This is a genomic window from Methylobacterium sp. CM6244 (genome assembly GCF_054817885.1).
Window position 1 is genome coordinate 826,852 of sequence record NZ_CM139247.1, and the last position, 14,095, is coordinate 840,946.

Annotated in this window: 13 protein-coding genes and 1 tRNA gene; 10 read left to right on the top strand and 4 right to left on the bottom strand. The window is 62.7% G+C overall.

All coding sequences use genetic code 11. From position 1 onward, the window contains the following. Positions 1-633: 633 nt before the first annotated feature. The 7 genes from ACYQML_RS03800 (at position 634) to ACYQML_RS03830 (ending at position 8,310) form a co-directional block, all read left to right on the top strand. Positions 634-2,988 carry a calcium-binding protein gene (locus ACYQML_RS03800; protein WP_461234769.1) on the top strand — a complete coding sequence of 785 codons (2,355 nt, stop codon included), beginning with the start codon at positions 634-636 and terminating at the stop codon, positions 2,986-2,988. A 454-nt stretch (positions 2,989-3,442) separates the two neighbouring features. Then, positions 3,443-3,655: a hypothetical protein gene (locus ACYQML_RS03805; protein ID WP_056422550.1), complete on the top strand. Its 213-nt coding sequence runs from the start codon at positions 3,443-3,445 to the stop codon at positions 3,653-3,655. A gap of 289 nt (positions 3,656-3,944) precedes the next feature. Beyond that, positions 3,945-4,709 carry a histidine phosphatase family protein gene (locus ACYQML_RS03810; protein ID WP_461234770.1) on the top strand — a complete coding sequence of 255 codons (765 nt, stop codon included), beginning with the start codon at positions 3,945-3,947 and terminating at the stop codon, positions 4,707-4,709. Next, positions 4,709-5,611: an NAD(P)H-hydrate dehydratase gene (locus ACYQML_RS03815; protein ID WP_461234771.1), complete on the top strand. Its 903-nt coding sequence runs from the start codon at positions 4,709-4,711 to the stop codon at positions 5,609-5,611. Before ACYQML_RS03810 ends, ACYQML_RS03815 begins: the two co-directional genes overlap by 1 nt. 213 nt (positions 5,612-5,824) lie before the next feature. After that, positions 5,825-6,379 (top strand): YciE/YciF ferroxidase family protein, encoded by a 555-nt coding sequence (locus tag ACYQML_RS03820; protein WP_461234772.1) that lies wholly within the window; start codon positions 5,825-5,827, stop codon positions 6,377-6,379. Between the two features lie 12 nt (positions 6,380-6,391). Continuing rightward, the gene (locus ACYQML_RS03825) at positions 6,392-6,628 is read left to right on the top strand and encodes a DUF2171 domain-containing protein (RefSeq protein WP_056422565.1); all 237 of its coding nucleotides are present in this window, start codon (positions 6,392-6,394) and stop codon (positions 6,626-6,628) included. Positions 6,629-7,422: 794 nt separating this feature from the next. After that, positions 7,423-8,310, top strand: coding sequence for a CatB-related O-acetyltransferase (locus ACYQML_RS03830; RefSeq protein WP_461234773.1), 888 nt, complete (start codon positions 7,423-7,425; stop codon positions 8,308-8,310). Between the two features lie 550 nt (positions 8,311-8,860). Here ACYQML_RS03830 and ACYQML_RS03835 read toward each other — a convergent pair. After that, positions 8,861-9,307, bottom strand: coding sequence for a hypothetical protein (locus tag ACYQML_RS03835; protein WP_246747809.1), 447 nt, complete (start codon positions 9,305-9,307; stop codon positions 8,861-8,863). 145 nt (positions 9,308-9,452) lie between these two features. Between ACYQML_RS03835 and ACYQML_RS03840 the strand changes: the two genes are divergently transcribed. After that, the gene (locus tag ACYQML_RS03840; RefSeq protein WP_461234774.1) at positions 9,453-9,797 is read left to right on the top strand and encodes a hypothetical protein; all 345 of its coding nucleotides are present in this window, start codon (positions 9,453-9,455) and stop codon (positions 9,795-9,797) included. Between the two features lie 90 nt (positions 9,798-9,887). Here ACYQML_RS03840 and ACYQML_RS03845 read toward each other — a convergent pair whose 3' ends face one another. From ACYQML_RS03845 to ACYQML_RS03855, 3 genes are all read right to left on the bottom strand, one after another. After that, positions 9,888-10,454, bottom strand: coding sequence for a metallophosphoesterase (locus ACYQML_RS03845; RefSeq protein WP_461235659.1), 567 nt, complete (start codon positions 10,452-10,454; stop codon positions 9,888-9,890). A gap of 240 nt (positions 10,455-10,694) precedes the next feature. Next, positions 10,695-10,770, bottom strand: a tRNA-Lys gene (locus tag ACYQML_RS03850). A 103-nt stretch (positions 10,771-10,873) separates the two neighbouring features. Beyond that, positions 10,874-12,448, bottom strand: a complete 1,575-nt coding sequence (locus tag ACYQML_RS03855) for a 2-isopropylmalate synthase (RefSeq protein WP_461234775.1) — start codon at positions 12,446-12,448, stop codon at positions 10,874-10,876. Positions 12,449-12,959: 511 nt separating this feature from the next. Between ACYQML_RS03855 and ACYQML_RS03860 the strand changes: the two genes are divergently transcribed. Together ACYQML_RS03860 and ACYQML_RS03865 are read left to right on the top strand one after the other, a co-directional pair. Continuing rightward, complete coding sequence (locus ACYQML_RS03860) at positions 12,960-13,445, top strand: SRPBCC family protein (protein WP_056422573.1); 486 nt, start codon at positions 12,960-12,962, stop codon at positions 13,443-13,445. 169 nt (positions 13,446-13,614) lie between these two features. Then, positions 13,615-13,971, top strand: a complete 357-nt coding sequence (locus tag ACYQML_RS03865; protein WP_207411045.1) for a hypothetical protein — start codon at positions 13,615-13,617, stop codon at positions 13,969-13,971. Positions 13,972-14,095: the final 124 nt, after the last annotated feature.

Genomic DNA, 14,095 nt, shown 5'->3' on the forward strand with positions numbered 1-14,095 from the left:
AGGGCAAGGACACATCCAAGTCTGCCGGCAAACTGAACTTCGATGCCATCGAGACAATCTCTGTCGCCGACGGTGCGTGCCCCGACCTGACCGGCATCCTGCCGATGCGCTCGTCGAGGGACGGTTGCCCACGGGTTTCGCGGTCCGCGACGAAGCCGATCTGCCGACATAGGCACGCAACGCGGCGGGGTGTGAGACTGTTCGATCACGCCCCTCTCGCATGTCATCAAGGCCAAGCCTCAAGTCGGTCTGGAGCGGAAAACGCCCATCCCGGCCATAGAGCGATCCAGACCGGGCTATCGAATAGCTCATACGCAGCCGAACCACGTATTGGTCGGCTCGAATACGTTAGCCGATACAATCTTTTATCGCTATGCACCTCATCTATGCTGCGTTGCATCAATCGATGACCATGCCATCCAATCCATCAAAGTCATCATGACTGATTAAATTTTTCATTAAGTACCCTATCCTACATATCCCAGATATCAATTGCGGAACCCAGTCTTTCGCGGAACTGTATCGGGGTAGGTGAAGCTTATCTGCCCAGGCGACAAGCCTGCCCATGCCAAGCGATCGAGCATGGTCTTCAAACTAACCAGCTGGTCACAGTCCCTGGGGTTGGAGAATATTATGGCAACCGTATCGATTCTTACCAATACCGGTTTCGACGTCCGCGATTTCTTCCTGCCCAATCTCGGCGATGCCGACAGCGTCACGTTCACGGGTCTGATCGACAGTGTCGGCGACCTCCTCCTCGGCGGCAACCGCACGGATACGTTCGAGGTTCTCACCGTCGAAGCGAACGGACTCACGTACAATTATACCGGCAATTGGGAGATCGAAGCCTCGACTGGCCTCTCTACGGGGACGGTATCGGCCAGCGGCGGCTATGACGGCGTCGAGGTGAAGCTCGGCGATACGGTCCTGGCGACGCTCGACCTGCCATTCCAGCCGGTCGACCTCGGGACGGAAACCAATGCCGGCATTCTCTCGAACGTTGTGAACCTCGCCACGGATCTCGTGGGCGAGACCGTGGATCTCCTCCTCGGAACCCTGGACGAGACCGTCTCCCTGGTCGGGCTCAACCTCGACGCCACGCCCGATCTCATCGACATCGTCATCGATGCCGGCGGCACCCAGACGGGCGGCGACGGCAACGACACGCTGCGAGGCGGCATCGGTGGGGATACCCTCAATGGGGGGGCCGGAAACGACACCATGATCGGTGGCCGCGGCGACGATACCTACATCGTCGATTCGGCCGGCGACACCGTGGTGGAGGATGCCGACGAAGGCGAGGACACCGTTCGCTCCTCGGTGACCTATACGCTTCCCGACAACGTCGAGAACCTCGTCCTCACCGGCACCGGGTCCATCGACGGGACGGGCAACAGCCTCGACAACAGCATCGTCGGCAATGGCGGGGACAACCGTCTCGATGGCGCAGGCGGCAACGACCGCCTCACCGCACGCGGCGGCGACGACGTCCTCATCGGTGGCACCGGCGACGACATCATGCGTGGCGGGGCCGGTGACGACGTCTACGTCGTGGATTCCACGGGCGATCAGGTCATCGAGGCCGCCGACGAGGGCAACGACACCGTCCGCTCCTCGGTGACCTACAGCCTCGGCGCCAATGTCGAGAACGTCATTCTCACCGGATCCGGCGCCATCGACGCTACCGGAACCGGCGGCGCCGACGGCCTGACCGGCAATACCGGTGACAACCGTCTCGACGGGGGCAGCGGCGACGACACGCTCTTCGGACGCGCGGGCAACGACACCCTTGTCGGGGGGGCCGGCGCGGACACGATGCGCGGGGGCACCGGCAGCGACACCTACGTGGTCGACGATGCCGGCGATCGAGTCATCGAGTTGACCCAAGAAGGCAACGATACCGTTCGCTCCTCGATCGACTACACCCTTGGGGCCAATCTCGAGCGCCTCGTGCTGACAGGGGCCGGGGATCTCGATGGGACCGGCAACACTCTGAACAACGCCATCTTCGGCACCGGCGGGGACAACGTGCTCAATGGTGGCGGCGGCAACGACATCCTGTTCGGCAAGGGCGGAGCCGACATTCTCGACGGTGGAACCGGCAACGACACGATGCATGGCGGTCTCGGTGACGACACCTACTTCGTTGACAGGGTCGGCGATAAGATTGTGGAGCTCCCGGGCGGAGGCAACGACACGGTCTACTCCTCGGTGACCTACAGCCTTTCCGGAAATGTCGAGAACCTCGTGCTGACGGGCTCTCGCAACGTCAGCGGCACTGGCAATGCCCTCGACAATGACATCACCGGCAACGACGGCAGCAACCGTCTGAACGGCGGTGCCGGCGACGACGTGCTGACAGGTAACGGCGGCAACGACACCCTGCTCGGCGGCAGCGGCGCCGACACCATGCGCGGGGGCACCGGGAACGATACCTACGTCATCGACAATGCCGGGGATCGCGCCATCGAACAGCCGGGCAAAGGTTTCGACACGATCCGCTCGACCGTCAGTCACACGATGGAAGCCAACATCGAGAAGATGGTGTTCAGCGGAACCGCGGATCTCACCGCCAATGGCAATGCCGGCAACAACCAGATCTACGGCAATGCCGGCGACAACGAGATCTACGGTGGCGATGGTCGCGACCTCCTCTATGGCCGTACCGGAGCCGACACGTTCGTCTTCAAGGACGTCACCGACAGCGACGTCGCTGTCGGCGGACGCGACATCATCAAGGACTTCGATTTCGCCGCCGGCGACCGCATCGACCTGAGCGCGATTGACGCGAACGTCGCGCAGGACGGAAACCAGAGCTTCGACTTCGTTGGAACCGACGCCTTCTCGGGCGAGGCGGGTGAACTGCGAATGAAGTTCGGTGGCGGCAACACCCTGATACAGGGTGACACCAACGGCGATGGAGGGGCGGACTTCGCCGTCATCCTCCAGGGCCATCATGTGCTCGACAGCGGATCCTTCATCGTCTGACGGTCTGAGCCTCCGAGAATGACCAGGGAAGGGCGAGGGGCCGGTGGCTCCCCGTCCTTTTTCAACGATCTTGGAGCGTCATCACGCTCCAGAAAACAGGTGTACGATTACAATCGTCGCCGACATCGATGTCGATCATGAGATGTTCCTGCTTCATGCTCCCGAGACACAGCGATGTCGGATCCCGGTAATCTTCGGCATTCTGCGCTTGACGCTGGTATACCAGAAGGCACATGGTGTGAGTGCTCCTCGTGAGGAGCCTTCCTATGAGCAAAACTTTACCCGCCCGGCGTGAGCCGAGGCGGGTTTTTTCGTCGCTCCGCAACCCGCGACGCGCTCGGCCGTTGGCGAACCGGGAAAGGGCGCTGCCTGCGCACGGTGCCGTCGCCACCGGCGAGGAGGCGGGAAACCGGCCTTCGCGCCCCCTCCTCTCTCCCTGGAAGCGAGGCGTGCCGTGAACGACAACGAACATGCCGTCTACGCCATCGCCCCTGAACTCGGCGGCTGGACGGTCTACGACACGAAGACCCTGGAGCCCGCCATGGTGGACGGCATTCGACAGGTCGGATTGTGCCGTGATGCCGCTCACGCCCTCGCCGGCAGCCTGAACGCCATGGAACGGACGGTGCCCGGATCGTCGATCCCCCTTCCCGATGAAGAACCATAGGGTTTCCGAACCCGGGCCCTCGACGGCAGGGCCAGCACGCGATTTGCCGTTTTGGAACCCGAGGCGATCACGGGCCCAAACAAGCTTCGACCATGTGCAGGCCGAGCGCCATGCGGCTTTTCTTGTCTCTGTTTCCGTCATGAAGCGTCATCAAGGCAGCGGTTCCGACAAGTCGACGCAGTCTATTCCACCCGAATTCCTGGGGTCGCGTCACAGAGACAGAGCGAGCATTGCCGAACCCGGAGGATATCGCGGACGTTAGGCAACGACATCGGAATAGGATCCGCGAATGGGACAATGCTGGCCGAACCGTATCTGGATCGTTCGCCACGGCGAGAGCGCCGGCAACGTCGCGAGCGAGGCCGCGCATGGGGCCAATCGCGCGCGGATCGATATCGCCGAGCGCGACGTCGACGTCCCCTTGAGCCGACGGGGCGAGGAACAGGCCGACGCGCTGGGCCGATGGTTCGCGACGTTCCCCCCAGATGAGCGGCCGGAGACGGTGCTGACTTCGCCCTATAGGCGGGCGCGGCAGACCGCATCCCGCATCCGCGCCGCAAGCGGCTTGGCGCATGAGGCGCCGGAGGATCTCGTCGATGAGCGGCTCCGCGAGAAGGAACTCGGCATCCTCGACCGCCTGACCCGCTCGGGCGTCGAACAGCTGCATCCCGAACAGGCCGAGATGCGCCGGCGCCTGGGTAAATTCTATCACCGGCCACCATCCGGCGAGAGCTGGTGCGACGTCATCCTGCGTCTCAGGAGCGCGCTCGACACGGTGTCCCTGCATCACGGCGAGAAGCGCGTCCTCATCGTCGCGCATCAGGTCGTGGTTCTATGCCTGCGCTATCTGCTGGAGGAGATGACCGAGGCGGAGATCCTTGCCATCGATGCCGCTGGCGACGTCGTGAACTGCTCCGTCACGGAATACAGCTTCCAGCCTGAGGAGAAGACGACGGGTAAGCTGAGGCTGGAACGCTACAATTTCGTGGCGCCCCTGTTCGAGGCGGGCGCACCCGTCACCTCCGAACCCGACGCGAACGTGGCGGCCCGGTAATGGAAACGCAGAGCCTCACCCTCGCCCGGCTCCGGACGCTTCGGCTTCCCATCCCCCATGAGGGCAGCAAGGACGAACGCGGCAGCGCCTTCGTCCTCGGCGGCTCCATGGAAGTGCCCGGGGCCGCCCTCCTGGCAGGGGTCGCGGCTCTCAGGGCCGGCGCGGGCAAGCTGAAGATCGCCACCGTCCGCAGCGTGGCCATCCCCCTGGCCCTCGCGATTCCCGAAGCCATGGTCGTCGGCCTGCCGGAAACGCCATCGGGCGGCGTCGAGGCCCAGGGCGCCCTCGATCGGCTGCTGGCGGTGACGAAGGGCTGCGATGCCATCCTGATCGGACCCGGCATGGTCGAGGACCAGGAAACGACCGTTCTGACGATGGCTTTGCTGAAGCAGCACTCGTCCGCCGCCTTCATCCTCGATGCCGCTGCCCTCTGTGGGCTCGGTGCCCACGCGGCCGATATCCGCGCTTTCGGAAGCCGGGCCGTCATCACGCCCCATGCCGGTGAGATGGCCCAGTTGCTGGATCGCAGCCGTGAAGAGATCGAGGCCGATCCGTTGCGCGCGGCCGTCGACGCAGCGGCTTCGCTACAGGTCGTCGTGGTGATGAAGGGCGCCAAGACCTGGATCGTGGATCCGCAGGGCGCGCACTGGTTCTACAAGGGCGGCGGCATCGGCTTGGCGACGTCCGGTTCCGGCGATGCCCTGGCGGGCCTCGTGCTCGGGCTCCTCGCCCGAGGGGCCGCTCCCCTCACCGCGGCCCTCTGGGGGGTCTATCTGCACGGCGAAGCGGGACATCGCCTTGCCGCCGATATCGGCCCGCTGGGTTTCCTCGCGCGGGAGATCTCCGGCCTCGCCCCCGGACTGCTTCAGGAGGCAGCGGACGATTCTGCCACGGCGCCTTGAAGCCAACCACCGGCGTGGCTCGACCGGGCGTCGGCGGGGGAGCCAGGCTGGCGGCGAAAGGTTCCCCGCACGGCAGCGCTCTTCGTAGTTTTCCACGAAATCCCGACGTTTCTTTTTTGGGACCCGCAAGGCAACGCGAGCGTTCATAGGAGACGGACAGCGCTGCGACGCGTCGGTATCAAATAAGACATTCGACAAAGTGGGATGGTATCTATGGCTGCCAAGCAGAAAACCTTGCACGATGCGTTCTACGAGACGCTCAAGGACGTCTATTACGCTGAGAGGCAATCCGTTCGCGCTCTGAAGAAGTCGGCCAAGGCCGCCGAGCACGACGAGTTGCGTCAGGCGTTCGAGACCCATGCCGAGGAGAGCGCCGTGCAGGTCGAGCGCCTCCAGCAGGTGTTCGAGATCATCGGCAAGTCCGCGCGCTCGAAGACCTGCGAGGCGATGCAGGGCCTGACCGCCGAGATGGAAGAGGATCTCGAGGATTTCGGCGGCAGCCCGGCGGCGGATGCGGTCCTGATCGGCTGCGCCCAGGCCGTCGAGCACTACGAGATCGCGCGCTACGGCACCTTGAAGACCTGGGCGAGCCAGCTCGGCTACGAGGACGCCGCCAAGCTCCTCGACGAGACCCTTCAGGAGGAGAAGAAGACCGACGAGCTCCTGACGCAGATCGCACAGAGCATCAATGTCGAAGGGTCGGAGGAAGCTCCGGCCGAGGACGAGGCGGCCCCCCGGAAGAAGAGCGCCAAGGCCAAGGCCGAATAAGGAGTTCCGATCATGGTCGATCCCAGCAAGATCCAGGACCATATGCCGGTCATCGGTTCGGATGGCGGGCATGTGGGCACGGTGGATCATCTCGATGGGCAGCGCATCAAGCTCACCCGGACCGATCCCGAGGCCAAGGGTCAGCACCACTTCATCCATGTCGACTCCATCGACACGGTGGAGGACGGCACGGTGAAGCTGAACAGAACCACCGCCCAAGCCAAGGACGAATGGGGCACGGCGGAATAAGGCCGGGTCTCCGACAAACGTTCGAAGGGGTTGCCATCACGGCAACCCCTTTTCGTTACAGGCGGGGAAGACGCCGCACCGGACGGTAGCAATCATCCTCCACCTACCGCGACTGCCGCTCCGGGCGGCGATCGGCCCTCGCAACGGGACGCCCGCGGCAGCGAAGCATCGGTGACGGAGCGAACGAAACGCCACCGGTCGCCGGATCGATCTTACGGCTCTCCGGCGGTCCGTACGAACCACGCAGCGAGGGGGATGTGGCACCAGAGCAGAGGAAAGGCCGGCGCGCGCCTCCTGTACGGCCCGACTGAACAGGGTGAACCTGCCGATCCCTCCCTCTCCCTGACCGAAACTTTACGATGATGGGAAAAGTCGATCCGTGCCGTGCAATGGCGAGTTCACGGCATCACTCCCCGGATGGGGCGCGTAACCGGACTGGATGCTTCTGGTGGGAACGCTCCTCGAGCATTGTAACACCCTACTGCAAAGGTCGGGATGGTGGAAAATATCCGCTCGCCCCGAGCAGTTCGATGGGCCGTGGGCTGTTGAGCTATAGATTTATTTGCCAAATTTAGAGCATACTTGTCCTAACATCAGGATACAGCAAATGTGTTCGCCCTTCGCAAACTTTGCTGAGCGATATCCAAGATATCACATTACGCCGAAACGCTCCCCGTCGACGAAGGCGGATCTCGGCAAACAAAGACCTTCGCTATAACGACGATTCAGATCCGCGCCCGCCCTAACGGGGCTGAGAGCAGCTCAAATGGATAGAACTCGACAAGACCCAGCACGTGAGCCAAAACGATGATGCAAATGATGCTTCAAAGGTTATTATTCTGATGGTGAAAATAGTTGCTGAAACTAATCGACATGTGGGGCTTGAAATCGATGCCGATTTAACATCAATATTAGAAGAATTAAGGCTTTACCAGAACAGATATAATGCAAATAAATCAAGCGCCTCATCGAAATACTCGACGCGCTGGGAAAATGGCAGCGTGATCTACATAGATAGAAACGCATTTACGGAGCCATACTCCACAATTGGAGATGGCAACAAAATTTTTAGCGTTGGCTCTTTTTCTTCGATCATGTCTCCATTCGAGCATGGATCCAAATTTGGTCGATACTGCTCCGTTGCAAAAGGGGTTACGACGGGAGGATTTCGACATCCTATCGATGCCGTTTCAATGTCTTCTGCTGTATTTAATGCCAATCGGGAGTTTGTCTCAGCTTACGTCAAGGACAATGAGCAAGAAAGCAGCGGGAAAAAACCTTTCGCATTCAATGCCGTCCCATTCCCCCAAAAGAAACCGGGAGTAGATGTTGGGCACGATGTTTGGATTGGGTCAGGAGTTTCGATAAACCGGGGCATCAAAATTGGTGATGGTGCAGTCGTTGCAGCAAACTCCGTAGTTACAAAAGATGTTGCCCCATACAGCATCGTTGGCGGCAATCCTGCAAAGCACATTAAATTTCGCTTCGAACAAGAAATACGCGAAGGCCTGCAGAGAATTCGCTGGTGGGAATTTGAATTGAGCGATCTTCATAGACTGCCTTTATCAAATCCCGAGAAATTTATCGAACGATTTGAAAGGAATAAAAACAATTTTCGCCCATACAATCCACCGAAATCGAAATTCTGGGATCTAATAAAACAACACTCCGATCGGTCCTAGCAGGGCTGTAAAACCCTTGAAACATATCGGGAAAGCGATGGGACCCGATGCCGGCAGGTGCCGCCCTTCTGTGGCGGCACCAAGTTTGGATACAGAAAGTGTCGATGCAGGCACTACCGGCATGAGTTCCTTCCACATCCTGTCCGAGCCATAGCCGGATCGAGGTATCGCGCCAACGATAACATGCCGGTGCGTCATCCCGCCTTGAACCTCGACGACGCTGGCCAGGGCGTATGGCCCGCGCTCCGCCCGCACATGGCATATGGTCCGAGCAGACTACGGAAACGTATCCAGCCTTCCGGCTGCGCCATAGGCCAAGACGGAGATCCGCGCGTCCCGGCTCTCTTCCAAGTGTCCGCGTCGAACGCCATTTCTCGCCGCACGGTTACAGATCACCGATCGATGGTCCGCCCGTCTACTTTCCCGCCACTCGCGGCCATCGAAAGGCCGACGAGCGCTTCGTCCACCGGGCTCGGTTCAGGCACCAGCTCGCGACGCCGCCGCATTGAGTGCGCCGATGCCCCCCATGGTGGTGGGAGGCCAGGCGATCCTACGGCTTGACCGCAGCCTTCTTCGACGGCTCCGCCGGTTTGATGCTGCCTGTCTCCGATACCCGATCCCGAGCCTGCTCGACGCGCTTCCTGGAAGCGGCAGCTGCGCGCTGAGAGCTGGCAAGCTGGCCTTTGGCTGCGTCGCGAGCCGACACAGCTTGGCTGAGTTCCTCTCGAGCAGAGGCGAGCTTACCTTGCCATTCACGCAAGAGGTCGCCGTTTGCCTGCTCCAGCTCTTTTTGCCGGTCGACCAACCCGTTTCGCTCTGTCTGCAAGAGGCTGACCTGATTCGTCAGATCGCGGTTGAGCGAAGCTTTATTCGCGAATGCACCCCATCCTGCCAGAGCGTAAACTCCCAGGATCAGATTAAGCGCGACAGTACGTGTCGGCGTCCAAGCAAAAAGCAGCTGGAGTTTCCAGCGTAGCAGTTCGAGCATGCGAGGCATGGCCGTTTGACTCCCATCTCAACTGGGCGGACCCCAATGGTCCGAACGGCTGATCGATTGAGTAAGAGAGAATGCCCGCTCAGCGTTAATGCTTGCTTACGAAGGGGCACCGGTCGGTCGTGGATGTACGACGAGGTCGCCATCGATGAACGCCACGCTGAAAGAGGTTGAAGGTCCCGATCCCGATTGGCCGAAACGGGTTGGGGCGAAATCACTCACGCTTGCCGTCATGGTATCGGCGGAGCAGGCGAGTGCCGTTCCGCCGCTGTCGTGGAGCTTGGTCCGGATCAAATACGCCTGCGCGCCGTTTGATAGAGAGAGGAGCCGTGCCATGACCCTTTCCCCATTCATAAAGCTCGACCTCGTCCGACTGCCTGACGGTCGGGTCGGAGCCATCGTCGGCGTCTGGAACCTCGGTGAAGCCTACGAGGTCGATGTCGGCGGCGTTCGCGAAACGTGGTCGACCGACGACCTTACGCCGACGGCCTGACCCTCGGCGGCTGCCACATCTGCAAACGCGGTGCCTCCGTACGGAGGCACAGGTGTATTTTTCGTGCCGAGACGTCAGCGTCGGCGCTGATCATACGGTCCGAGATTCGTTCCGCCGTTGAAGCTCTTCCGGGACAGCGTGGGCCTTATTCTGGCGGGTTATGAGTTCGTCGACACCGACGGGTCGGTAGCCCCAAGCATCGACGCCGACATCGCATGAGAAGCGGGTGTCGGGCAGGGATCCATGTGTGTGGCCATACAGGTGCCGCGTCCCGCGCCACAGGCCGGGCCAGGCGCGATGCGCGTAATGTGCGAGAAACAACCGCCATTCCGTGCCATCGGCATCGCTGACAGTGATCCGCGCAGTTTCCTGCGGCGGTTTCACCCACGGCAATTCAAGAACCCGATTGGTGTCGTGATTGCCACGGATCAGCCGCTTTCGGCCTCTCAGGGCCTCGAAGATCTCCACGCAGCGCCCCCGGCTCGCTCCGGCAGCGAAATCGCCGAGATGCCAGACGTCGTCGTCCGCGCCGACAACGTCGTTCCAACCCTCGATCAGAGCCGCGTCGTGATCATCGAGTGATCCGAACGCCACTCCACGCTGACGCAGGATGTGAGCATCCCCGAAATGGGTGTCTGAGGTGAAGAAAGTAGCCATGCGGATCCGACGGCGCCGCATGCTTTAGGCAGCGATCTGCCATTCAAACTCATCCGACTCGGCTTGGATCGACCCGACTCGAAAAATTGTAGGGTGGTACGAACTCACCGCGCTTACGCGTTTCCGTTCGCTCAACACCAGCTTCGAAACACAGGGGGGTCGCTACAATGAACTAGTAGCCATGTGGTTGCCATGGCTTTTCAGGAAGCCAGCAACCAGCAGCTACGTCATTGAGATATTTGGTGGGTGCACAAGGGTTCGAACCTTGGACCCGCTGATTAAGAGTCAGCTGCTCTACCAACTGAGCTATGCACCCATTGCCTTGCGGCAATCGCGGCGGCCACCAAAACCCGCTGCGACGAGGGGGCTGATAGCAAAGGCCCCGGAGGGTGTCCACCCCCGGGGCTTCATTTTCCCGGCTAAACCGATGCGGCGTGCTGGGCGTGGAGGCGGACCGCCGTCGCCGAGAGCTTGTTCAGGGCCGAGAGATAGGCGCGGGCCGAGGCCACGAGCGTATCGGGATCGGCGCCCCGCGCCGTGACACTACGATCGCCGGCCTTGAGCCGGACGGAAACCTCGGCCTGGGCGTCGGTGCCCTCGGTCACGGCGTCGACCTTGTAGAGTTCGAGCTGCGCCTCGTGCGGGACCAGGGCCTGGATCGCGTTGAACACCGCGTCCACAGGGCCATTGCCGTCGGCCTCCTCGGTGACGATGCGGTCGTCGATGGCGAGCTTCATCGTCGCGCGCTGGGGGCCTCGCGTCCCGGCGATGACCGAGAGCGAGACCAGGCGGATGCGGTCATGGGCCGTGGCAAGATTCTGATCGACCAGGGCCTCGATATCCTCGTCGTAGACATGCTTCTTGCGGTCGGCGAGCGCCTTGAACCGGTCGAACACGTCCTGCAGCTGATTGTCGGCGAGATGCAGGCCGAGCTCCTCCAGCTTCGAGCGGAAGGCCGCGCGGCCCGAATGCTTGCCCATGACCAGGGAGGTCTTGGCGACGCCGACGGAGGCCGGGGTCATGATCTCGTAGGTCTCGGTATGCTTGAGCATGCCGTCCTGGTGGATGCCGCTTTCATGCGCGAAGGCGTTCCGGCCGACGATGGCCTTGTTGTACTGCACGGGGAAGTTCGTCGCGTGGGAGACGAGCTTCGAGGCGCGGGTGAGCATCGTGGTCTCGATGCCGGTCTCGTAGGGCATCACATCGCCACGGGTGCGGATCGCCATGACGATCTCCTCGAGCGCGGCGTTGCCGGCACGCTCGCCGATGCCGTTCACCGTGCACTCCACCTGCCGGGCGCCGCCCTCGACACCGGCCAGCGAATTGGCGATGGCGAGGCCGAGATCGTCGTGGCAATGCACCGAGAAGATCGCCTTGTCGGAATTCGGCACGCGCTCGCGCACCTGGCGGAACATGCTGCGGTACTCGTCCGGGGTCGCGTAGCCCACGGTGTCGGGCAGGTTGATCGTGGTCGCGCCCGAGCGGATCGCCGCCTCGACGCAGCGGCACAGGTAGTCGATCGGCGTACGCGTCGCGTCCATGGCCGACCATTCCACGTCCTCGACGAGGTCGCGGGCCTGCGCCACGGTCTTGAGGATGATCTCGACCACCTCGTCCTGGGATTTGCGCATCTGGTGGGCGAGGTGGATCGGCGAGGTCGAGACGAAGGTATGGATGCGGCCGCGCCGGGCGAGGCGGACGGCTTCGCCGGCCCGCGCGATATCGGCCGGAATGGCGCGGGCGAGGCCGGCGATGGTGGCGCGCTTCGAGCGGCGGGCGATCTCGGAGACGGCCTCGAAATCGCCGATCGAGGCGATGGGGAAGCCCGCCTCGATGATGTCGACCCCCATCGCGTCGAGGAGTTCGGCGACGGCGAGCTTCTCGTCCAGGGTCATGGTGGCGCCGGGGCATTGCTCGCCGTCGCGCAGGGTGGTGTCGAAGATGAGGACCCTGTCCTTCGGAGAGGCCGCGGTTGGGGCGATGATGTCGGTCATGGCGTGTCGTCCTGTCGGAGGCGCGGTCGCTTCGGGACGCGGCGCCTTTTAAACCCATCGATCGGCTCGACCGGACTTTTCGGAGTCACGGCCGCGAAACGATCCCCTGAGTGCCCAGGCGCAGGCGCCCGGCCGGCCCTCAGGGGCGGATAAGGAGGAGAAGGCCGGAGGAAAGAGCACCAGGGCGCGCAGAACCGCGCGCGGCCGTGAAGGCAGCGTCGGCGATGTCCTGCGTGGAGCCGGCGGTGGCCAAGGCTCGTCTCTCCCGAATGGCGTGACAGGCGCGCGAAGCACGCGGTCAGGCGGCTACGTAAACCCCGGCGCTTCCGTTGACAAGGATCGCACTGCGACCGCCCCGACCGGTGTCAAATCTTCGTGGGCTTGACTCGGAGCCATTGCCCCGGCCCGGTTCGCGACCAGCCTTACCCCTATCCGCTCGCTGCTCTTTGCACGGTGGCAAGGCGCGGACCCATCCGCGCTTATAAATCAACCGGAAGGAAACCCCTCTCTCATGTCGCGCACCTTCATGCGTCGCCTCGCTCTGCCGGGTCTGGTCCTCATCGCCGGCACTGCTCCGGGCTTCGCCATCGACCTCACCAAGAGCATCGACATCGCGGCTCCGCCGGCCAAGGTCTGGTCGACGATCGGCGATTTCTGCGGCATCGGCACCTGGCACCCGGCCATCGCCAAATGCGAGCCCTCCTCCAAGGGAAGCACGATGCTGCGCACCCTCAGCCTCAAGGGTGGCGGCGCCATCGTCGAATCGCAGACGGCACGCGACGACACGGCGATGCGCTACACATACGCCATCGTCGAGAGCCCCCTGCCGGTCTCCGATTACTCCTCCACCCTCGCGGTGAGCCCGAAAGGGTCCGGCTCGACGGTGACGTGGACGGGAACCTTCAAGGCGAAGGGCGTCCCGGATACGGTCGCGGCCGATGCCATCACGGGAATCTACGAATCCGGTCTCGCGGCGATCGCCGAGAAGGCAAAATGACCCGCTGACACGAGACTGGAATATGACGACATGGGATCGTCGCCGGAGCCCAGGCCCGGCGATTGACCAGCGGGTTGCGTGAGGGCAAGAACTTGCCCGAAGAGCGAGATTCCGGCGCAGCGGCCACGCTGCGCCGGCCCGTCGCGCCGGAACGTGAAGGAATAGCTCCGTGACCGAGAACCTGGTGCTACCACGACGCGCCGGCCTGACGCTGGTCACCTTCCTTGCCGCTGCGCTCGGCGCCTGCAGTGCATCCGGTCCTTCCCCCAAAGCGGCAGTGGCACCCATTGCCGCCACGGTCGCTGCCGCCCCAGCCCCCTCGCCGACGGGCTCGGGCTGCGGTCCCAGCATCGCCCGCACCCAGGCCGTGGTCGACAGCGATGTCGCGACCGGCAACCTCAACCCGCCGGTGGGCGCGCGCTTCTCGGCCGACCTCGCCCGCGCTTCCGAGGCCTGCAATGCCGGGCAGGACCGTGAGGCCATCGGACTGCTTGCCGCCGCCAAGGCGCGTTACGGCTACCCGTAAACCGAAGCGGGTCGTCGTTCGTTGCGCTTCGCCCTTGGGATGTGCATGTCCTGATCTAACGTGACCGCTGGCCGCGGGGCGCCCGGACCTCATCACGAAGGCGTGACGGCGCCCCACCGGAAAA